Here is an 18,455-nt window from a genome sequence, read left to right as displayed (position 1 = left end):
CTTTGTTAGGACCTCTAAGGGCAAGGTCGTCTCCAGGCTCCCGCTGCACATCAGGGAGCGGGCCACCGCGGACTCGCGGTCCCTGGGCGTCCTCCAGCCGGGCGCGGTCGTCTCGTTGTCCTGCAAGGTCCACGGCCAGAACGTCGGCGGCAACGACCTCTGGTACCGGCTCGGGGACGGCCGCGGCGGCTACGTCGCCGCCCGCTACGTGCAGAACCTCGCGCCCGTGGCCTACTGCCGAGCCTGAGGAGCCGCACCCCGCGGGCGACCCGCCGGTCATTGCGGCCGGCGCCGTCCGCGGGGGAGCGAAGTCGCCCGCCCGCGCCGCCCCTTGGGCGCGCGGCCCGGTGCCGCCGCCGTCCGTACGGACCGTCCCGCACCTGGGCTTACGATCACTGCGTGCGCGACCACGAGGCGGAGGCTCCCATGCCGTACCAGCAGCCGGTGCTCGACGAACTCGACCGGCGGATCCTCGCCGCGCTCGTCGCCAACGCCAGGACCAGCTTCACCGAGATCGGCCAGGCCATCGGGCTGTCGGCGCCCGCCGTCAAACGGCGCGTCGACCGGCTGCGCGAGCAGGAAGTGATCACCGGTTTCACCACCATCGTGCGCCCCTCCGCCCTCGGCTGGCGCACCGAGGCGTACGTCGAGATCTTCTGCGACGCGGCGGCCCCGCCCCGGCGCATCGCCGAGGTGGCGCGCACCTACCCCGAGGTCGTGGCGGCGGTGACCGTGACCGGGGGAGCCGACGCGCTGCTGCACATCAGGGCCGCCGACATCCAGCACTTCGAGGAGGTGCTGGAGCGGATCAGGACCGAGCCGTTCGTCACCAGGACCAACAGCTTCATCGTCCTGACCCATCTGCTGCCCAACAGCCCCGAGGCCGGTTCCCCCGCCGACTTCCCGGCCGTGTCGCCCGCCGAGCCGCCCGGCACTGCGCCGAATGGAACGATCCGCCGCTGAATGGCCCCACCACGCAACACTCTTGCGCGTACACGCAATCCTTGATCCTTGAGTACCACCACCCGCGGTTCCTATCGTTGGGAACATCCCCCGGCAACGAGAGGAGGCCGCGTGCCGCCCGTACGCGTGTCGCGTCCCCGGCGCTATCTCACCTGCGCGCCCACGTATTTCGACGTCACGTATGCCATCAACCCCTGGATGCGCGAGAACGCGCCGGTCGACACCGCCCTGGCCCGCACCCAGTGGGAGGCGCTGGTACGCGCCTACCGCGAGGCCGGCCACACCGTGGAGAGCGCCGAGCCCGTGCCCGGTCTGCCCGACATGGTCTTCGCCGCCAACGCGGCGCTGGTCCTCGACGGCAAGGTGCTGCGGGCCCGGTTCCACGCCGAGCAGCGGCAGCCGGAGTCGGCCGCGTACGCGCTGTGGTTCAAGGCGGCGGGCTTCGACCCGCAGGAACCGGAGCCCTGTGGCCCGGTCTGCGAGGGCGAGGGCGATCTTGTCCCCGTCGCCGGGCTGATCCTGGCCGGCACCGGATTCCGTACGACCGTGCCCGCGCACCAGGAGGCGCAGGAGTTCTTCGGCGTCCCCACGGTCAGCCTGCACCTCACCGACCCGTACTTCTACCACCTGGACACCGCGCTGTTCGCCCTGGACGACGAGAACATCGCGTACTACCCGGAGGCGTTCTCGCCCGGCAGCCGCGAGGTGCTGGGCAGGCTCTTCCCCGACGCCGTGACCGCCACCGGGGACGACGCCATGGCCTTCGGCCTGAACTCCGTCTCCGACGGACGCCACGTGTTCATCTCGCCGCGCGCCACCGGCCTCGTCGACCGCCTCGCCGAGCGCGGATACGTCCCCGTCCCCGTCGACCTGTCCGAGTTCCACAAGGCGGGCGGCGGAATCAAGTGCTGCACCCAGGAGGTCCGTACCCCATGACGTACACCGCTCCCGTCCCCGCCCCGGCCGCCGAGGCCACCGCGCCGCGTACGTCGGCGGAGCTGATCCGCGCCGACGGGACCGCCCTCGCGCACAACTACCACCCGCTGCCCGTGGTCGTCGCCCGCGCCGAGGGCGCCTGGGTCGAGGACGTCGAAGGACGCCGCTACCTCGACATGCTCGCCGGCTACTCGGCCCTCAACTTCGGCCACCGCCACCCCGCGCTGATCGAGGCGGCCAAGCGCCAGCTCGACGAGGTCACCCTCACCTCCCGGGCCTTCCACAACGACCGGCTCGCCGGCTTCGCCGAGTCGCTGTCCGCGCTGGTGGGGCTGGAGATGACACTGCCGATGAACACCGGCGCCGAGGCGGTGGAGAGCGCCGTCAAGGTCGCCCGCAAATGGGCCTACGAGGTCAAGGGCGTCGCCGAGGACCGGGCCACGGTCATCGTGGCCGCAGGCAACTTCCACGGCCGCACCACCACCATCGTCAGCTTCTCCGACGACGAGGTCGCGCGCGGCGGGTTCGGCCCGTTCACCCCCGGCTTCCGGATCGTGCCCTACGACGACCTCGCGGCCCTCGAAGCGGCGATCGACGAGACGACCGCGGCCGTCCTCATCGAGCCGATCCAGGGCGAGGCGGGCGTCATCATCCCCTCCGACGGCTATCTCCGCGGCGTACGCGAACTCACCCGGCGCACAAACGTCCTGTTCATCGCCGACGAGATCCAGTCCGGACTGGGCCGCACCGGCACGACCCTCGCCGTCCAGCACGAGAACGTGCTCCCCGACATGCTCCTCCTGGGCAAGGCGCTCGGCGGCGGCATCGTGCCCGTCTCCGCGGTCCTGGCCGGGCGGGACGTCCTGGGCGTGCTGCGCCCCGGCGAGCACGGCTCCACCTTCGGTGGCAACCCGCTCGCCGCGGCGGTCGGCTCGGCCGTGGTCGCCCTGCTCGAAACCGGCGAGTACCAGCGGCGCGCCCGGGAGCTGGGCACGGTCCTGGACACCGGTCTGGCCTCCCTGGTCGGCAAGGGCGTCACCGGCTACCGCAGCCGCGGCCTGTGGGCCGGTGTCGACGTCGACCCGGCCGTCGGCACGGGCCGTGAGATCAGCGAACGCCTCGTCCGCGAAGGCGTCCTGGTGAAGGACACGCACGGCTCGACCATCCGGCTCGCGCCGCCGCTGACCGTCACCGGCGAGGAGATCGAATCCGCGCTGGACGCGCTCGCCCGCGTGCTCGGCTGACCCCTTCTCCCGCCGTACGACCCGCCTGTCCCGACTCGCCCGCTCCGACCCGCCCGTCCCGCCGCGACGCGCCCGCCCCCGGCAGCCCGCCGGGGCGGGCGCGTCGCGGTCAGCCGGCCGGCAGCGCGCGCAGCCACTCCAGCAGCAGCCCGTTGACCTCCTCGGACCGCTCCTGCTGGACCCAGTGGCCGCAGTCCTCCAGCAGATGCGAGGAGACCAGTCCCGGCAGCGTGGTCGACTGGGCGGCCAGGGCCTTCGCCATCCAGGTCGTGGTGGGGTCCAGGGTGCCGCCGATGAACAGCGAGGGCTGGGTGATCGGCGCGCCGTCGTAGGCGGCGAGGTCCTCCCAGTCCCGGTCCACATTGCGGTAGCGGTTCAGCGCCCCGACCAGCCCCGTCCGCTCGAACTCCGCCGCGTACACCTCCAGATCGTCCTCCGACAGCCAGCCGGGCAGCGGATCGGCGGCGAACCGGTCGCGCATCCGGCCCCCTTCCGGGACGAAGTGCACGCCGCCCGCGCCGACGTTGCCCACAGTGTCGCCGGAGAGCGCGGCGTAGATCCCGGCCAGCCAGCCCCGGACGTCGGGCTCGATCTCGGCCTCGGCGCGGCCCGGCTCCTGGAAGTAGCTCACATAGAACTCGCCCGGCCCCGGGATCCCGGCGAACGCCTCGGTCGGCCGCCGCCCGCCCCGGGGCGCGTACGGCACGCTGAGCAGCCCCACGGCCGTGAAGACCTCGGGCCGCAGCAGCGCGCTGTGGGCGGCGATCCCCGAACCCCAGTCGTGGCCCACCACCGTCGCGCTCTCGGCGCCGAGGGCCCGTACGACCTCCACGTTGTCCTCGACGAGACGCGTCATCCGGTACTCCGCCACATCGGCGGGCTTCGAGGAGCGCCCGTAGCCGCGTACGTCGACGGCGACCGCGCGGTACCCCGCCGCCGCGAGCGCCGGCAGCTGGCGGCGCCACGAGTACCAGGACTCGGGGAATCCGTGGACCAGCAGGACCAGCGGCCCCGTTCCCTGTTCCACCAGGTGGATACGGCCACCGGAGACCGGGACGGAGCGGTGCCTGGCGGCGTCGGCCGTCGGTGCGGACGGGTCACTGGCGTGGTGCGGCATGGGTACTCCTCGGGGGAGGGATCGGACGGTCGTGACGGTGCTCCGGGCGGCCGGTCCGTCCGGTGGGGTCCGCGCGGCCGGCCGCCCGCGCTCCGATCATGATTCCGGTCCCCGCCCGGGACCAAGCGGGTTTGCCGCTCCGGCAAACAGGTGGCGGCGCCGGGATCGGTACTCGGCGCGCCGTTCCCCGGTCCGCCGAACGGGGTAGTGCACGGGCGAGGGGGAGGCACGGCCGCGGCGGCGCCCGGCGCCTCCCCGACCCAGCCGGCCCGGCCCCGGGAGGACCCGTGAACGACGACAGCCCCGCCCCGGACCTGCCCAGGCTGCGACTCGGGCTCTACATCGAGACGCTCAGGGCGAGGATGCCCGAGCCGCAGTACCGGCTCCTCATGGACGTCATCCGCATGTGGGCCGAGAACGGCGGCGGTACGGTGCGGCTGCGGATGGACGACGAGGAGAAGAAGCTGTTCACCCGTGACGTGCAGCGCGAGATGCTCAACATCATGGGGCTCATCGGCGCGCTGCAGCCCGGTCACGAGGACCGGGCCGACCATGTCGTCGCCGACCTCGGGGACGGCGAACACACCAGCGGCGCCCTGACCCTGGTGCCGCCCGAAGTCGCCGCCGACCCGCAGCGGCTGCGCACCATGCGCGACGAACTCGACGCCAAGGCGGACCGGCGCAAGAGGGACGAGGCGGCGCTCGACGGCATCGCCAGGGCCAGCGGCATGCTGCCCGACGAGCCGGTCGGGCCCGGCGCGCAGAAGAAGCCCGACGCGTCCGACGGCCCCGACGGGTCCGACGGCTCCGACGCGTCCCACGGCCCCGACGGCCCCGACGGCCCCGACGGCCCCGACGGCCCCGACGGGTCCGGCGACCGCGGTCCCCAGGGCGACTGACCGCGCCGCCCGGGGAGCGTTCGCGGTCAGGAGCCGGTCCGGGACTCCAGGTCGCGGCGGGTGTTCTCGCCGTAGACGCCGGTCTCGTCGCCGCGGATGCCGTACCAGAGCTGGAAGCGGCCGACGGCCTCGGTGAACGTGGCATCGTAGACGCCGTCGACGCTGCCGCCCTCGTACACATCGGGGATGCGCAGCAGCCGTTGCTGGACCTCGCTCACCTCCGGGCCGCTGTCGCCCTGCCGCAGCACCCCGGCGCCGGGGACGCCCGGCGCGGGCTCGGCCGGTGCCCCGGGGGCCGTCGTGGCGGTGGCCGCGGGCGGCACGGCGGCCGGGGCCCTGTCCTGGCTACCGTTCCAGCTGAACAGCAGCGCGGCGGCGAACCCCGCCACCGCCGCCCCGGCCACCGCGACCAGGACCGTGGCCCGGCCGCTCCACCGCCGCCCGGCCGCGCGCGGCGGAGCGCCGGGCAGCGCCCCGCGCGCGGCGGGCGGCGCCTGCGGCGGGACGGGCGGCAACTCCTCGGTCTCCGCGGCGTCCGGGGCCGCCGCCCGGCCGCCCACCGCCACCCGCTCCCAGCCCTCGCCCCGGCCGTCCTCCGGCTCGTCCTGCCGGAAGAGATCACCGAAGTCGGACAGCGGCTTCGGCCGCCTGGGCCGCATGACATGGGTCGGTTCGAGCACGCCGCGCCGGGCCGGCGGACGCTGCTCGGGGGCTCCGGTCATCTGCGCGCACTCCTCCTGCTCCGGCCGGCCGCCACCGGGCCGTCGGCCGACTGGATACGGGACGCTACCGCGCCCGCGCCGGACGCGTGTGCGATTCGGCGCAATGGCCGGCCGGGGCACCGGTCAGCGGCCGCCGATCTCGATCAGCAGCGCCTGCCCCGGATCGAGCGTCGGCATCGGCAGCCCCGCGCCCGCCAGCACCGCGCCGGGCAGCTCGATCCAGCCCTCCAGCGCCGCCTCGAACCAGGCCGGGCCCGCGATCTGATGGAGCGACGGCAGTCCCGCCTCGGTACGGATCCGCGCCCGGTAGCGCCCGCGCGGATCCAGTCCCGGCAGCCGTACGCGTCCCGACTGGCCGGCCGGGGACGTGGCGAGCCGGGCCCAGCAGTAGAGCGCCGAGCCCCGGTCGGCGGCGACCACCCCGTGCAGCACGGTGGCCTCGTCCGGCAGGTCCGCGCGCACCACCCGGCCGCTGTGCAGCAGCGGCCGCAGCTCCTTGTACAGCTCCGCCCACCGCCGCAGCTGCGCCAGCTCCCGGGGCGTGCGCGCGGTCAGGTCGTCCTCGATGCCGGCGTGTCCGAACAGCGCGGTGATCCGGCCGAAGGACGGGTCGTTGGTCCGGGCGGTGGTGTGGCTGCGCGCCGCGCCCACATGCGTGCCGACCAGCTCGGGCGGCAGCAGCTGGCCCGTCCAGCGCTGGACGCTCTGGCGTTCGACGGGATCGTTGCAGTCGGACGCCCACACCCGGTCCGTGCGGGCGAGCACGGCGAGGTCGACCCGGCCGCCGCCGCTGGAGCAGCTCTCGATCTCCAGGGCGGGATGCCGCGCGCGCAGGGCGTCGAGCAGCCGGTGGACGGCGTGGGTCTGGGCGTGCGCACCGGGCCGGTCCGCCCCGTCCGCGCCCTGGCACACCGCCTCGTGCAGATCGCGGTTGTGGTCCCACTTGAGGTAGTCCACCCCGTACCGGGAGACCAGGGCGTCCAGCGCGGTCAGCAGATACTCCCGGGCGCCGTCGTCGGCGACGTTCAGGACGTACTGGTGGCGGGCGCTCGGGCCGAGCCCGGCGCCGTACGGGGCGAGGAGCCACTCCGGGTGCTCCCTGGCCAGCTCGGAGTCCAGGTTGACCATCTCGGGTTCGACCCACAGCCCGAACTGCATGCCGTGGCCGTGCACCCGCTCGACCAGCGGTCCCAGTCCCCGGGGCCACACCGTCTCGTCCACCGTCCAGTCGCCGAGCCCCGCGGTGTCGTCGCGACGGCCGGAGAACCAGCCGTCGTCCAGGACGACGCGCTCGACGCCGGTCGCCGCCGCCAGGTCGGTGAGTTCCAGCAGCCGGTCGAGCCGGTGGTCGAAGTAGACGGCCTCCCAGGTGTTGAGCGTCAGCGGACGGGGACTCGACGGGTGCGACGGCCGCGCCCGCAGCATGGTGTGGAAACGGTCGGCGAGACCGTCGAGGCCCGCGTCCGACCAGACGAAGTGGCAGACGGGCGCCGTGTAGTGCGCACCGGGCGCCAGCCGGATCTCACCGGGCGCGAGGAGTTCGCCGCCGCCGAGGACCGCTCCGTGCGCTCCCGCGCCCTCCGGGAGCCGCTCGGCCAGCCAGCGCTGGTCCCCGCTCCACGCCACGTGCAGGCCCCACACCTCGCCGGAGCGGAAGCCGAAGCCGGGCACCCCGACGGTGAGCAGATAGGGGGAGTCCTGCCCCGGCCGGCCCCGCCGCGTCTCGCGCACATGCGCGCCGAACCCGAGCCGGCCGCGCTGCGGCGAGCGCTCCCGGCACCACTTGCCGGTGAAGTCGAGCACCTCCTCGGCCCGCCCCGGCAGCGGCAGCAGGGTGGTCACTCCGGCCAGGTCGTACGGTGTCGCGTCGTCTGCCGCCACCTCGTCCCCGGGGGGACGGGCCAGCCGGGTGGCCACGCTGAGCACCCCGGACCGGTCCAGCCGGTAGGACAGGGTGATGTCGAGGTCGCTGACGCGGTCGGCGAGCCGCAGGACCAGCTCGTCCGCGCTCTCCCGGGCCTCCGTCAGCCGCACGCGCGGTGTGGTCGCGACGCCGCCCCGGTGTCCCTGGTGCGCCGGGGTGCCCGACCAGGCGTCGGCCTGCGTCGGCCAGACCGTGAACCGCCGCGGCCCGTCCGGCGCGTTGTTGAGCACGGCGGCCCCTGAGGTCAGGCTCAGCGCGGCGAGATCGTCGTCCGTCAGCTCGCCGAGGTCCTCGCCCCAGTGCAGCACGCGCGGCAGCGGATCCGCGAGTTCGACGACGAAGCTCACGCCGGCCGCGCGCAGATGGACGGTCCGCGCGGTGGTGCGGGTCATGCGGTTCCCCTTAGCTGGTGGTCCTGCCCGGTGGTCGTACGGTACGGGCCGCACGCGTACGTCTCACCCGTCCCCTCCGTCCCGCCGCGACCCGCCGGAGTCGCCGGGCCGCGCGCCGAACAGCTCGCGCACGGTGGCCCGGTGGTTGGTCCGCACATGGGCGAGTGCGCAGGCGCGGGCCCCCGCCGGGTCGCCGGAGGCGACGGCCTCGTACAGCGCGCGGTGTTCCGCCAGCTGCCTGGGCCACTGCTCGCCCCGCCGGGTGAGCCAGCGCAGCCGTCCGCCGACCGGCTCCATCACGGAGATCAGCAGGCTGTTGCCCGCCATGGCCAGGACACGCTCGTGGAAGAGGGAGTTGAGGTCGGTGATCCGCTCGGCGTCCAGCGCCCGGGTGGCGACGGCGGCCCGCTCCAGCACCTCGGCGAGCCCGGCCAGGCTCGCGCGCTCGGCGCGCTCGGCGGCCAGCCCGGCCGCGTACACCTCCAATGCCTCGCGCAGCTCGAAGAGTTCGTCGACATCCTTGACCGTGAGCCGCCGCACCACCGCCCGGCGCGGGGTCTCGAACAGGACGAAGCCCTCCGCGACCAGCGCCCGGACCGCCTCGCGCACCGGGACCCGGGAGACGGCGAAGCGCTCGGCGAGTTCGCGCTCGACGAGCCGGTCGCCGGGGCGCAGCCGGCCGGCGACGATGTCCTGCCGCAGTCCGGCGAGCACACGCTCGCGTACGGCTCCCAGCGGTTCGGCGGTCGTCATGCTCCCCATGATCCCCGACCCGGGCGGTGGTTGTTTTACCGCGCCGTAACCGTCGGGACACGGCCGGTGGTGATCGAGGGGTCGACCATGGGGCCCGTCTTTGGTATACCAAAATCGCGTCCATTCCCTCACCGGGAGGCCCCGTGTCCCTCGCCGACCGTGCCGAGACCACCGGCACCACCGCGTTCGTCCCCGATCCCCGGCTCACCAACGACGACCTCGCGCCCGCCACCACCCGGAAGTGGAAGGTCTTCGACCTCTTCGCGCTGTGGATGTCCGACGTCCACAATCTCGGCAACTACACCTTCGCCGCCGGGCTGCTGGTGCTCGGGATGAACGTCTGGCAGGTCTTCACCTCGCTGCTCACCGGCTTCGTCCTCATCTATCTCGGGATGAACCTGATGGGCCGCATCGGCCAGCGGCACGGCGTCCCGTTCCCCGTGGTCAGCCGCATCAGCTTCGGGGTCTGGGGAGCCAACATCCCCGCCCTGATCCGGGCCGTCGTCGCCATCATGTGGTACGGCATCCAGACCTATCTGGCCTCCGTCGCGGTCAATGTGATGCTGCTCGCGGCGATACCCGACCTCGTCTCCTGGACGCGCCACTCCTTCCTCGGGCTCGACGCGCTGGGCTGGACCTCCTTCCTGGCCCTCTGGCTCGTCCAGGCGCTGATCATCAGCCGGGGCATGGAGTCGGTCCGCAAGTTCCAGGACTTCTGCGGCCCGGCGATCTGGCTCGTGATGATCGCGCTCGCCGTATGGGTCCTCGCGAAGGCCGGCTGGTCGATCCCGCTCACCTCCACCCCGCACCCCGTCTCCACCGGCCGGCAGTTCGCCCAGTGGTTCGGCGCGATCGGCCTCATCCTGTCGATCTACGGGACGCTGATGCTCAACTTCTGCGACTTCTCGCGCCTCGCACCCGACTACCGGACCGTCAGGCGCGGCAACTTCTGGGGCCTGCCCGTCAACTCGACGGCGTTCGTCATCGTCTCCGTCATCGTCACGGCCGGCTCCATCGAGGTCTTCGGCGAGGCCATCACCGACCCCGCGCTCCTCGTCGCCGAGGCGGGCAGCACCTGGGTGCTGGTGCTCGGGGCGCTCACCTTCGCCATCGCCACGATGGGCGTCAACATCGTCGCCAACTTCGTCTCACCCGCCTACGACCTGGCCAACGTCTGGCCGCAGCGGATCAGCTTCAAGGTCGGCGGAGCGATCAGCACCGTCGCCGCCCTGCTGGTCACGCCCTGGAACCTGTACTCCAACCCCGCCGTCGTCAACTACTTCCTCGGCGGCCTCGGCGCCTTCCTGGGACCGCTGTTCGGCGTCATCATGGTCGACTACTACTGGGTGAAGCGCGGCCGCGTCGACGTCGACCAGCTCTTCCAGGCCGGGCCCGGCTCCCGCTACTACTACCGCAAGGGCTTCAACCCGAAGGCGCTCCAGGCGTTCCTGCCGTCGGCGGGCGTCGCCGCGCTGCTCGCGCTCGTGCCGTACTTCGGTGACATCGCCGCCTACTCCTGGTTCATCGGTACGGCGCTCTCCGCCGCGCTCTACTCCCTGCTCTGCCGTACGGAACGGGCCGCGACCGCGGCCGGTGAACCCGTGGCCGCCCCGACGGCCGCCGAGAGCGCGGAGGTCTGAGCGCTGTGCGGATCGTCGTCACCAACTGCAACACCACCCGGTCGATGACCGACGAGATCGTGCGCGGCGCCAGGGCGGCCGCCGCCCCGGGCACCACGATCACCGGTCTCACCCCGGCCTGGGGGCCCGAGTCCGCGGAGGGATGGCTCGACAGCTATCTCTCCGCGGCGGCGGTCCTCGACACCCTGCGCGGCCACCGCGAGCCGTACGACGCCGTGGTGCTGGCCGGATTCGGCGAACACGGCCGCGAGGGAGCCAGGGAACTGGTGGCGACGCCCGTCATCGACATCACCGAGGCCGCCGCCCACCTGGCCTGTCTCCTGGGGCGGCGCTACGGCGTGATCACCACGCTCGACCGCACCCGCGGCCAGATCGAGGACAGCCTGCACACGGCCGGCGTCGCCCAGAACTGCGCCGCCGTCGTCGGCACCGGACTCGGCGTCCTCGACCTGGGCGACGAGCGCCGCACCACCGAGGCGTTCCTGACCGCCGCCGTCCGCGCCAGGGACGCCGGCGCCGAGGTCCTGGTCCTCGGCTGCGCCGGTATGACGGGGCTCCAGCGGACGGTGGGGGAGCGGCTCGGGATGCCGGTGGTCGACGGCGTGGGCGCGGCCGTCAAGCTCGCCGAGTCCCTGATCGCCCTGGACCTCGCGACCAGCCGCAGCGGCGGCTACGCCCGGCCCCTGCCCAAACGGCGCTCCTGGTCGGCGCCCGCGTGAGGCGGGCGCCGACCGGCGGCGCGGGAGCCGCCTACTTCGGTGTGTAGATGACGCCGAGCTTGTCGATCTCGTCGCCCGAACGCCCGGTGAAGCCGCTGATCCGCCAGCCGGTGGGCGCCGTGTACGTCACGGCGTCCGAGGTGGGGGAGCCGGCGGCCAGGGTGCGCCCCCGGTCCGTGGCGAACGAGGCGGAGAAGATCCTGGTACGGCCGTCCTTCTTGCCCTGGGTGAGCGTGACCGAGGTCAGATGTTCCCCGGAGGCCAGGGTGAGGGAGGCGGCGGTGCCGCCGGTCCCCCCGTGGCCGAGGACCGTACCCCCGTCGAGGGCGAGGGCGAGCCCGTCGAGCCGCGCGCCGCCGCGCAGCGTGAGGCTACGGGGCGCGGGGACGGCGGGCAGGGCCCCGGCGTCGTTGAAGGCGGCGCCGTGCGGTCCGCCGAAGCGGTCGGAGGCGCGGCGGTCGGCCGGCGGCGACCAGCTGAAGGCGGTGGAGTGCGGGTAGTGGTCGGAGAGGTGTCCGCCCGCCGCGTCGAGGAACCCGCGCCACTCGTTGGCGTAGCGGGTGGCGGTCAGCCGAAGCAGCGGGCCGCTCCGGTAGAGGACCTTGTCCACCACCTCGCAGTCGTCGCGCGGTGCGCGCGCGTCGCACACCAGCGCGTCGCTTCCGGCGGCCGGGGCCGAGCCCCCGCGGACCAGCTGGACCCAGGCGTCGGTGAGGCCGTTGTCCGAGAGGAGTGTGCGGATGTTGTCGGCGGCGCGGGTGTAGCGGGTGTTGGTGTCGCCCATGACGATCACCGCGTTGGAACCGCTGTAGCTCTGGATGAAACGGGAGAGCTGCGCGATATTGGCGCGGCGCGCGGCGAGCGCGGCCTCGGTGGTGTCGGCGTTGGTGTGCACGTTGTACACGTCCACGAACACCCCGGCGGCCAGCCGGACGCGGGCGAGCGAGAACCCCTTGGGGGTGAGGCAGTCCGTGCCCGTGCAGTGGGTCCAGCGGACCCGTTCGAAGTCCTCGTAGGGATGGTCGGAGAGGGTGTTGAGTCCGTCCCCGAAGGCCGCGCCGCCGCTGGTGGGGGTCCGGTGGGGGTGGGTGTCGTTCGCGTACAGCGAGGCGTGGTAGTTGAAGTCCTCCTGTACGTTGACGATGCCGTACGGCGCCAGCCGCTGCCCGATGAGCGGCGTGTTGACCTCGGGATCGCTGTCACCGAGCCCGAGCGGCAGCCCGGCGATGTTGTACGTGAGCACGTCGAACGAACCGGACTCACCGTCGGCGGCCGCGGCGGGCGCCGCACCGGCGCCGGTCAGGCCGGTGAGGGCGAGGGCGCCGGCGGCCAGGGCGCCGACCAGTCTTCGGATCGGGGTACGCATCGTGGGGGCCTCTCCCGTGCGAGCGAGGGTGGGGGACGGGCGTGCGGGTCCGTGCCACATCGGCCGGACGAGCATTGTTTACGGTGAAGTAACCGTTTACGCAAGGGAGTTGGAGAAATGTTCCGCGCCTGTACCGGGCAGTCCCGAGCCGGGGTCCTGGGCGGTCCGGTGGGTTCTCCGCCCGATCTTGCATAATCATGTGCGAGGCTGCATACTCTTCCTATGTCTAAGGTTCTCACCTCCCTGCCCACCGGCGAGCGCGTCGGCATCGCCTTCTCCGGCGGCCTCGACACCTCTGTCGCGGTCGCGTGGATGCGCGACAAGGGCGCCGTCCCGTGCACCTACACCGCCGATATCGGCCAGTACGACGAGCCCGACATCGCGTCGGTGCCCGGCCGCGCCGAGGCGTACGGTGCCGAGATCGCGCGCCTGGTCGACTGCCGAGCGGCGCTGGTCGAGGAGGGGCTGGCCGCGCTCGCCTGCGGCGCGTTCCACATCCGCTCGGGCGGCCGCGCCTACTTCAACACCACCCCGCTCGGCCGCGCCGTCACCGGCACCCTGCTCGTCCGGGCGATGCTCGAGGACGACGTCCAGATCTGGGGCGACGGCTCGACGTTCAAGGGCAACGACATCGAGCGGTTCTACCGCTACGGCCTGCTCGCCAATCCCCACCTGCGCATCTACAAGCCGTGGCTCGACGCCGACTTCGTCTCGGAGCTGGGCGGCCGCAAGGAGATGTCGGAGTGGCTGGTCGCCCACGGGCTGCCGTACCGCGACAGCACCGAGAAGGCGTACTCGACCGACGCCAACATCTGGGGCGCCACCCACGAGGCCAAGACGCTGGAGCACCTCGACACGGGCGTGGAGACCGTCGAGCCCATCATGGGGGTGCGCTTCTGGGACCCCTCGGTCGAGATCGCCGCCGAGGACGTGACGATCGGCTTCGACCAGGGCCGCCCGGTGACGGTCAACGGCAAGGAGTTCTCCTCCGCCGTCGACCTGGTCATGGAGGCGAACGCGATCGGCGGTCGTCACGGCATGGGCATGTCGGACCAGATCGAGAACCGGATCATCGAGGCGAAGAGCCGCGGCATCTACGAGGCACCGGGCATGGCGCTGCTGCACGCCGCCTACGAGCGTCTCGTCAACGCGATCCACAACGAGGACACCCTCGCCCACTACCACAACGAGGGCCGGCGTCTGGGCCGCCTGATGTACGAGGGCCGCTGGCTGGACCCGCAGGCGCTGATGGTCCGCGAGTCGCTCCAGCGCTGGGTCGGCTCGGCGGTCACCGGTGAGGTGACCCTGCGGCTGCGGCGCGGTGAGGACTACTCGATCCTCGACACCACGGGCCCGGCGTTCAGCTACCACCCGGACAAGCTGTCCATGGAGCGCACCGAGGACTCGGCGTTCGGCCCGGTGGACCGGATCGGCCAGCTCACCATGCGCAACCTCGACATCGCCGACTCGCGCGCCAGGCTCGAACAGTACGCGGGCCTGGGCATCGTCGGCACGACCCACCCCGCGCTGATCGGAGCCGCCCAGGCGGCCGCGACCGGCCTGATCGGTACGATGCCGGAGGGCGGCGCGGAGGCCATCGCCTCCCGCGGCGAGGTCTCCGGCGACGACGAACTGCTGGACCGCGCCGCCATGGAGTTCGGCACCGACTGAGCCCCGGCCGAGCGGCCGGTCGACGCGCGACCGAGGTCCCGGCCAGTCGGCCGGGACCTCGGTCGTTCCGCTCCCGGCGATGCGTCAAATATTCTTGCAATGAATTCATTCTTGCTGATTAAGGTTTTAATTTCGAGTTTTGTTTCATGGCGTACGGGGTGCGGGCGAGGGGTATGCTCCGTACGTCCCGGGATGCACGAAGGGCAGCAGGAGGCGATCCTGGTGAATCCTGAATCGATTCTTCTCTCGACGTTCACTCCGGACGGCCGGAAAGATCCTTATCCAGCCCTTTCGGAACTTCGGAAAATCGCTCCGGTCCATTACAGCCGGGCGCTTGACTCGTACTTCCTCACCCGCTTCGACGACTGTCACGCGGCGCTGACCGATCCGCATCTGCGCACCCCCGATCTGGAGTGGTACGACCGGGAGGTCTCCGCCGGACGGGAACACCCGGCCGCGGAATTCTTCTACTCCTCCATGCTCCGCGCCAATTCCCCGCTCCATGACCGAATGCGCCGGATGGTCGGTGCGGAATTCACTGCCCGGCGCATGGCCGCGCTGGGTTCGACCGTGGAAGAACTCACCCGAGAATTACTGGACACATTCGCCGACGCGACCTCCGGAGGTGGCGCGGCGAATTTCCAGGAAATGGTGGGATACCCCCTTCCGGTGGGCGTGGTGGGCGCACTCATCGGCGTCCCCCGTGACGAACAGGAACGCTTCTACCGCTACGGCAAGGACGCCGGCCGCGTCTTGGAGCCGGTGCGCTCACCGGAGGACTGGGCGCGCGCCGACCTGGCCGTGCGGACACTGCGGGAGTACTTCGCCGAACTCCTGCGCCGCCGCCGCGCCGACCCCGCCGACGGGCTCGCCTCCACGCTCCTCACGCTGCGGCGGGCCGCCGAGGAGCCGCTCACGGAGCGGGAGCTGGCGGACATGCTCCTCCTGGTGTTCGTGGCCGGCTTCGAGACCACCACCAGCCTGCTCGGCCTCACCCTCTTCGCCCTGCTCAGCCACCCCGACCAGCTGGCCCTCGTCGGCCGGGACCCCGCGCTGGCCCCGGCCGCCGTCCAGGAGTCCCTCCGGTGGGACACCCCGGTCCGGATGACCGAGCGCGTCGCCGCCCGGCCGCTGGAGATCGGCGGCGTCGCGGTCCCCGAAGGCGCCAACGTGACCACGGTCCTCGCCGCCGCCAACCGCGATCCCGCCTGCCACGAGGACCCCGACGCGTTCCGGGTGCGACGGCGGGGCACCAGGCTCCTCAGCTTCAGCGCGGGACCGCACTTCTGCCTCGGCGCGGCGCTGGCCCGGATGGAAGGCGCCGCCCTGGTGCGCCAGACAGTGGCGCGCTTCCCGGACCTGGCGCTGGCCGGACCCGCCGTACGGCGTGACTCGGTCAGCCTGCGCACCTTCGACGTACTCCCGCTGTCCACCCGCGCCTGAGAACCGGCCGGGCACCCCGACGGATCACGGTGTCCGCGCCCGGCGTACGGACCGGTCCCCACGACCACGCCGTCCGCGACGCCCGCGCCCGGCCGGGCAGGCCCCAGAAGGGACCGCACATGCGCTATCTGCACACCGAACGCACGACCCTCGAAACGCTCATGCCCGGACTCGACGCCGCACTCGCCGAGCACCCCCTCACGGAGCTGGAGCGAGCGCCCAGCCCGGCGATCGCGCACTTCCGCGCGGCCGGTGGCCCCGCGCTGCTGGTGCCCGTACGCGACGGGGGCAGCGGAGCGACCCCGCTGCAGGCGGTCCGCGCGCAACGCGCCGTCGGGGCCCGCTGCCCCTCGCTCGCGGTCGCCACCACCATGCACCACTTCTCGGTCGCCGGTCTGGTCCGGGCGGCCCAGGACGGAACCGGCATGGAGACACCGCTGCTGGAGACCATCGCCACCGGACGGCTGCTGCTGGCCTCCGGCTTCGCGGAGGGCAACACCGGCCAGAACATCCTGCGGCCCCACATCACCGCCCGACCGGTCGACGGACGGATGGTACTCAACGGCCGCAAGGCGCCCTGCAGCCTGTCCCGCTCGATGGACCTGCTGACGGCGTCCGTCGCGGTGACCGACGGCAAGGGCGCGCCGCGGCTCGCCATCGCGCTCATCCCGGCCGGCACACCCGGCCTGGAGATCCGGCCGTTCTGGCGGACACCGGTCCTCGCGGGCGCCGAGAGCGACGAGGTCGTCCTCACCGACGTCGCGCTGGACCCGGACATGGTGGTGGTCACCGAGGTGACAGCCGACGCCGTGCCCGACGCCGTCAACATCGCCGGATTCCTCTGGTTCGAACTGCTGCTGACCGCCGGATACCTCGGCATCGTCAGCGCCCTCGTCGAACGCGTCCTGGACCACCGTGACGGCCCCGGCGAGGACCCCGCCCCCTACCTGGTCGACACCGACGCGGCGATGCTGGCCGTGGAGGCCGTCGCCCGCGCCATGGACACCGAGGAGTGGACCGACACCCTCCTGGTCCACGCCCTCGCCGCACGCTACGCGGCCCAGGACGCCATCGCCCGGACCGCCCACGCCTGCCTCACGGCGCTCGGCGGCATGGCGTTCATCGGCTCGCCCGACTGCGGCTACCTCGCGTCGGCCGCGAGCGCGCTCACCCACCACCCGCCCGCCCGCAGACGGATGGCCCGCCCCCTGCGGGACTACCTCGACGGCCGCCCCCTGCGCATCGGCTGACGACCACCCCCGTACCCGCGCATCCCCACGACGACGAACAGGTGCCCCCCTATGCAGCGAGACGTCAACGCACCCCGCCGGCGCCCCGGCGACGCCCTGCCGCGCGTGTCCGGCGGATACCGCGTCGAGGTCCTGCCCAGCATCGCGACGCTCTCCCGGGCGATGTGGGAGGAGCTGGCCCCCGCCGACGACCCCATGTGGTCCCGGGGCCTGTTCACCGCCATGGAACGCGGCGGCATCGGCCCCGAGGGCTACGCCTACCTCGTCGTGCGCGAGCACGCCCGCGTCCGCGCCGTACTGCCCGTCTGCCGCTTCCGCGAGCTGCGGCTCGACGGACTGGTGGGACCGGCCGAACGGCGCTTCCTGACCCCCGTCGAACGGCTCTTCCCCCGCCTCCTGCGGGTACCGGCGCTCCTGTGCGGCAACCTCCTGGGGCAGGGACACGTACTGACCGAGGGCGGCCCGCCGGGGGAGGAGGTCCAGCGGCTCCTGGTCGACGCGGTCCTCGCCTACGCCCGCCGGGAACGGCTGGGCACCGTGGTGTTCAAGGACTTCGCCCCCGCGGAACTGGCACCGCTGCGCACCACCCTGCGCCGCGCGGGCTTCTCCTTCGCCCCGGGCCTCCCCGACACCGAACTACGCCTCGGCCACGCCTCGTTCGACGACTATCTCGCCGCGCTCCCCGCCAAGCCGCGGCGCAACGCCCGGAGCAAGATGCGCGCCTTCCGGGCCCGTTCCGACCTGCGGATCGAGATCCTCGACCAGTTCGAGGAGCTGCTGCCGCGGATCCTCGCCCTCTACCGTCAGGTCATGGACCGCGCGGACCAGTTCCTCGACGTCCTCGACGCGTCGTTCCTCGAAGCCGTGCACGCCGGGACCGAGCCGCGCCGGCGGCTGGTCGCCTGCTTCCAGGGCGACACCCTGGTCGCCTTCCTGCTCTGCCTCTTCGCCGGGACGGGAGCCGTCGGAGCCCGGATCGGCCTCGACTACCGCCTCGCCCATGACGCGCGGCTCTACCACATCGTCCACTACGCGGCGATCGACCTCGCCCTCGCGTCGGGCTGCGACCGCATCCGCTTCGCCCAGACCGCGTACACCCCGAAGCGGGAGTTCGGCTGCGACCTGATCCCGCAGTCGTACGCCATCACCCATCTGCGCCCCGGACGCCGCGCGGTACTGCGCCGGGTCCTTCCCCGGGCACTGTCGGCCGGACGGATCCGGGCGCTGGGTCCCCACCTGGCCGCCGCGACGGACACACCGCCTCCCGGACCCGGCCCCCACCCGCCTTCCCCTCCGGACACAGAACGGCCCACCCATGCCCCGAGTTGAGACCCAGCTGCGCATCGCGGCGCCACCCGAGACCGCCTGGGCGGCCGTGGTCGACGTGGAGAGCTACCCCAGGTGCATGGAGAACGT

General features: G+C 72.9%; 16 protein-coding genes. 11 read left to right on the top strand and 5 right to left on the bottom strand.

The genetic code is table 11. The annotated features are described in order from the left end of the window. The 4 genes from DVH02_RS24950 to rocD all read left to right on the top strand — a co-directional run. On the top strand, positions 1-247 hold a 247-nt coding region (locus tag DVH02_RS24950; protein WP_147286123.1), incomplete at its 5' end, for an SH3 domain-containing protein. Between the two features lie 179 nt (positions 248-426). Then, the gene (locus DVH02_RS24945; protein WP_114626080.1) at positions 427-963 is read left to right on the top strand and encodes an Lrp/AsnC family transcriptional regulator; all 537 of its coding nucleotides are present in this window, start codon (positions 427-429) and stop codon (positions 961-963) included. A gap of 111 nt (positions 964-1,074) precedes the next feature. Further along, positions 1,075-1,899 carry a dimethylargininase gene (gene ddaH / locus DVH02_RS24940; protein ID WP_114626079.1) on the top strand — a complete coding sequence of 275 codons (825 nt, stop codon included), beginning with the start codon at positions 1,075-1,077 and terminating at the stop codon, positions 1,897-1,899. Further along, a complete protein-coding gene (rocD, locus tag DVH02_RS24935) occupies positions 1,896-3,143 on the top strand; it encodes an ornithine--oxo-acid transaminase (protein WP_114626078.1) in 1,248 nt (415 codons plus the stop codon). The genes ddaH and rocD overlap by 4 nt, the downstream gene beginning before the upstream one ends. Before the next feature lie 109 nt (positions 3,144-3,252). Here the strand turns inward: rocD and DVH02_RS24930 are convergent, their stop codons facing one another. Next, entirely contained in the window at positions 3,253-4,260 is a 1,008-nt protein-coding gene (locus DVH02_RS24930) for an alpha/beta fold hydrolase (RefSeq protein WP_114626077.1), read from the bottom strand. A gap of 287 nt (positions 4,261-4,547) precedes the next feature. Here DVH02_RS24930 and DVH02_RS36425 point away from each other — a divergent pair, with 287 nt between their 5' ends. Next, positions 4,548-5,159, top strand: coding sequence for a hypothetical protein (locus tag DVH02_RS36425; protein WP_233518447.1), 612 nt, complete (start codon positions 4,548-4,550; stop codon positions 5,157-5,159). A 26-nt stretch (positions 5,160-5,185) separates the two neighbouring features. Here the strand turns inward: DVH02_RS36425 and DVH02_RS24920 are convergent, their stop codons facing one another. The 3 genes from DVH02_RS24920 to DVH02_RS24910 all read right to left on the bottom strand — a co-directional run bounded on the left by DVH02_RS24920 (position 5,186) and on the right by DVH02_RS24910 (position 8,950). Continuing rightward, on the bottom strand, positions 5,186-5,881 hold the full coding sequence (locus DVH02_RS24920) for a peptidoglycan-binding domain-containing protein (RefSeq protein WP_233518446.1): 696 nt from the start codon (positions 5,879-5,881) through the stop codon (positions 5,186-5,188). A 123-nt stretch (positions 5,882-6,004) separates the two neighbouring features. Next, positions 6,005-8,197, bottom strand: a complete 2,193-nt coding sequence (locus DVH02_RS24915; protein WP_114626076.1) for an alpha-galactosidase — start codon at positions 8,195-8,197, stop codon at positions 6,005-6,007. Positions 8,198-8,260: 63 nt separating this feature from the next. Next, the gene (locus DVH02_RS24910; protein ID WP_114626075.1) at positions 8,261-8,950 is read right to left on the bottom strand and encodes a GntR family transcriptional regulator; all 690 of its coding nucleotides are present in this window, start codon (positions 8,948-8,950) and stop codon (positions 8,261-8,263) included. Between the two features lie 143 nt (positions 8,951-9,093). Here DVH02_RS24910 and DVH02_RS24905 point away from each other — a divergent pair, with 143 nt between their 5' ends. Further along, complete coding sequence (locus DVH02_RS24905; RefSeq protein WP_114626074.1) at positions 9,094-10,590, top strand: NCS1 family nucleobase:cation symporter-1; 1,497 nt, start codon at positions 9,094-9,096, stop codon at positions 10,588-10,590. 5 nt (positions 10,591-10,595) lie between these two features. Further along, the gene (locus DVH02_RS24900) at positions 10,596-11,309 is read left to right on the top strand and encodes an aspartate/glutamate racemase family protein (protein ID WP_114626073.1); all 714 of its coding nucleotides are present in this window, start codon (positions 10,596-10,598) and stop codon (positions 11,307-11,309) included. A gap of 31 nt (positions 11,310-11,340) precedes the next feature. Here the strand turns inward: DVH02_RS24900 and DVH02_RS24895 are convergent, their stop codons facing one another. Then, positions 11,341-12,663: a jacalin-like lectin gene (locus DVH02_RS24895; protein WP_114626082.1), complete on the bottom strand. Its 1,323-nt coding sequence runs from the start codon at positions 12,661-12,663 to the stop codon at positions 11,341-11,343. A gap of 234 nt (positions 12,664-12,897) precedes the next feature. Here DVH02_RS24895 and argG point away from each other — a divergent pair, with 234 nt between their 5' ends. The 4 genes from argG to DVH02_RS24875 all read left to right on the top strand — a co-directional run bounded on the left by argG (position 12,898) and on the right by DVH02_RS24875 (position 18,368). Further along, positions 12,898-14,346 carry an argininosuccinate synthase gene (argG, locus tag DVH02_RS24890; RefSeq protein ID WP_114626072.1) on the top strand — a complete coding sequence of 483 codons (1,449 nt, stop codon included), beginning with the start codon at positions 12,898-12,900 and terminating at the stop codon, positions 14,344-14,346. A 222-nt stretch (positions 14,347-14,568) separates the two neighbouring features. Continuing rightward, positions 14,569-15,789: a cytochrome P450 gene (locus DVH02_RS24885; protein WP_158575936.1), complete on the top strand. Its 1,221-nt coding sequence runs from the start codon at positions 14,569-14,571 to the stop codon at positions 15,787-15,789. Positions 15,790-15,818: 29 nt separating this feature from the next. Further along, entirely contained in the window at positions 15,819-17,039 is a 1,221-nt protein-coding gene (locus tag DVH02_RS24880) for an acyl-CoA dehydrogenase family protein (protein WP_325051402.1), read from the top strand. A gap of 51 nt (positions 17,040-17,090) precedes the next feature. Beyond that, a complete protein-coding gene (locus DVH02_RS24875; RefSeq protein ID WP_114626070.1) occupies positions 17,091-18,368 on the top strand; it encodes a GNAT family N-acetyltransferase in 1,278 nt (425 codons plus the stop codon). Positions 18,369-18,455: the final 87 nt, after the last annotated feature.

This window comes from Streptomyces corynorhini (assembly GCF_003346515.1).
In the GTDB taxonomy this organism is placed as follows: domain Bacteria; phylum Actinomycetota; class Actinomycetes; order Streptomycetales; family Streptomycetaceae; genus Streptomyces; species Streptomyces corynorhini.
The sequence above is the reverse complement of the archived record's forward strand: the minus strand, read 5'-3'. Positions and strand labels throughout refer to the sequence as shown.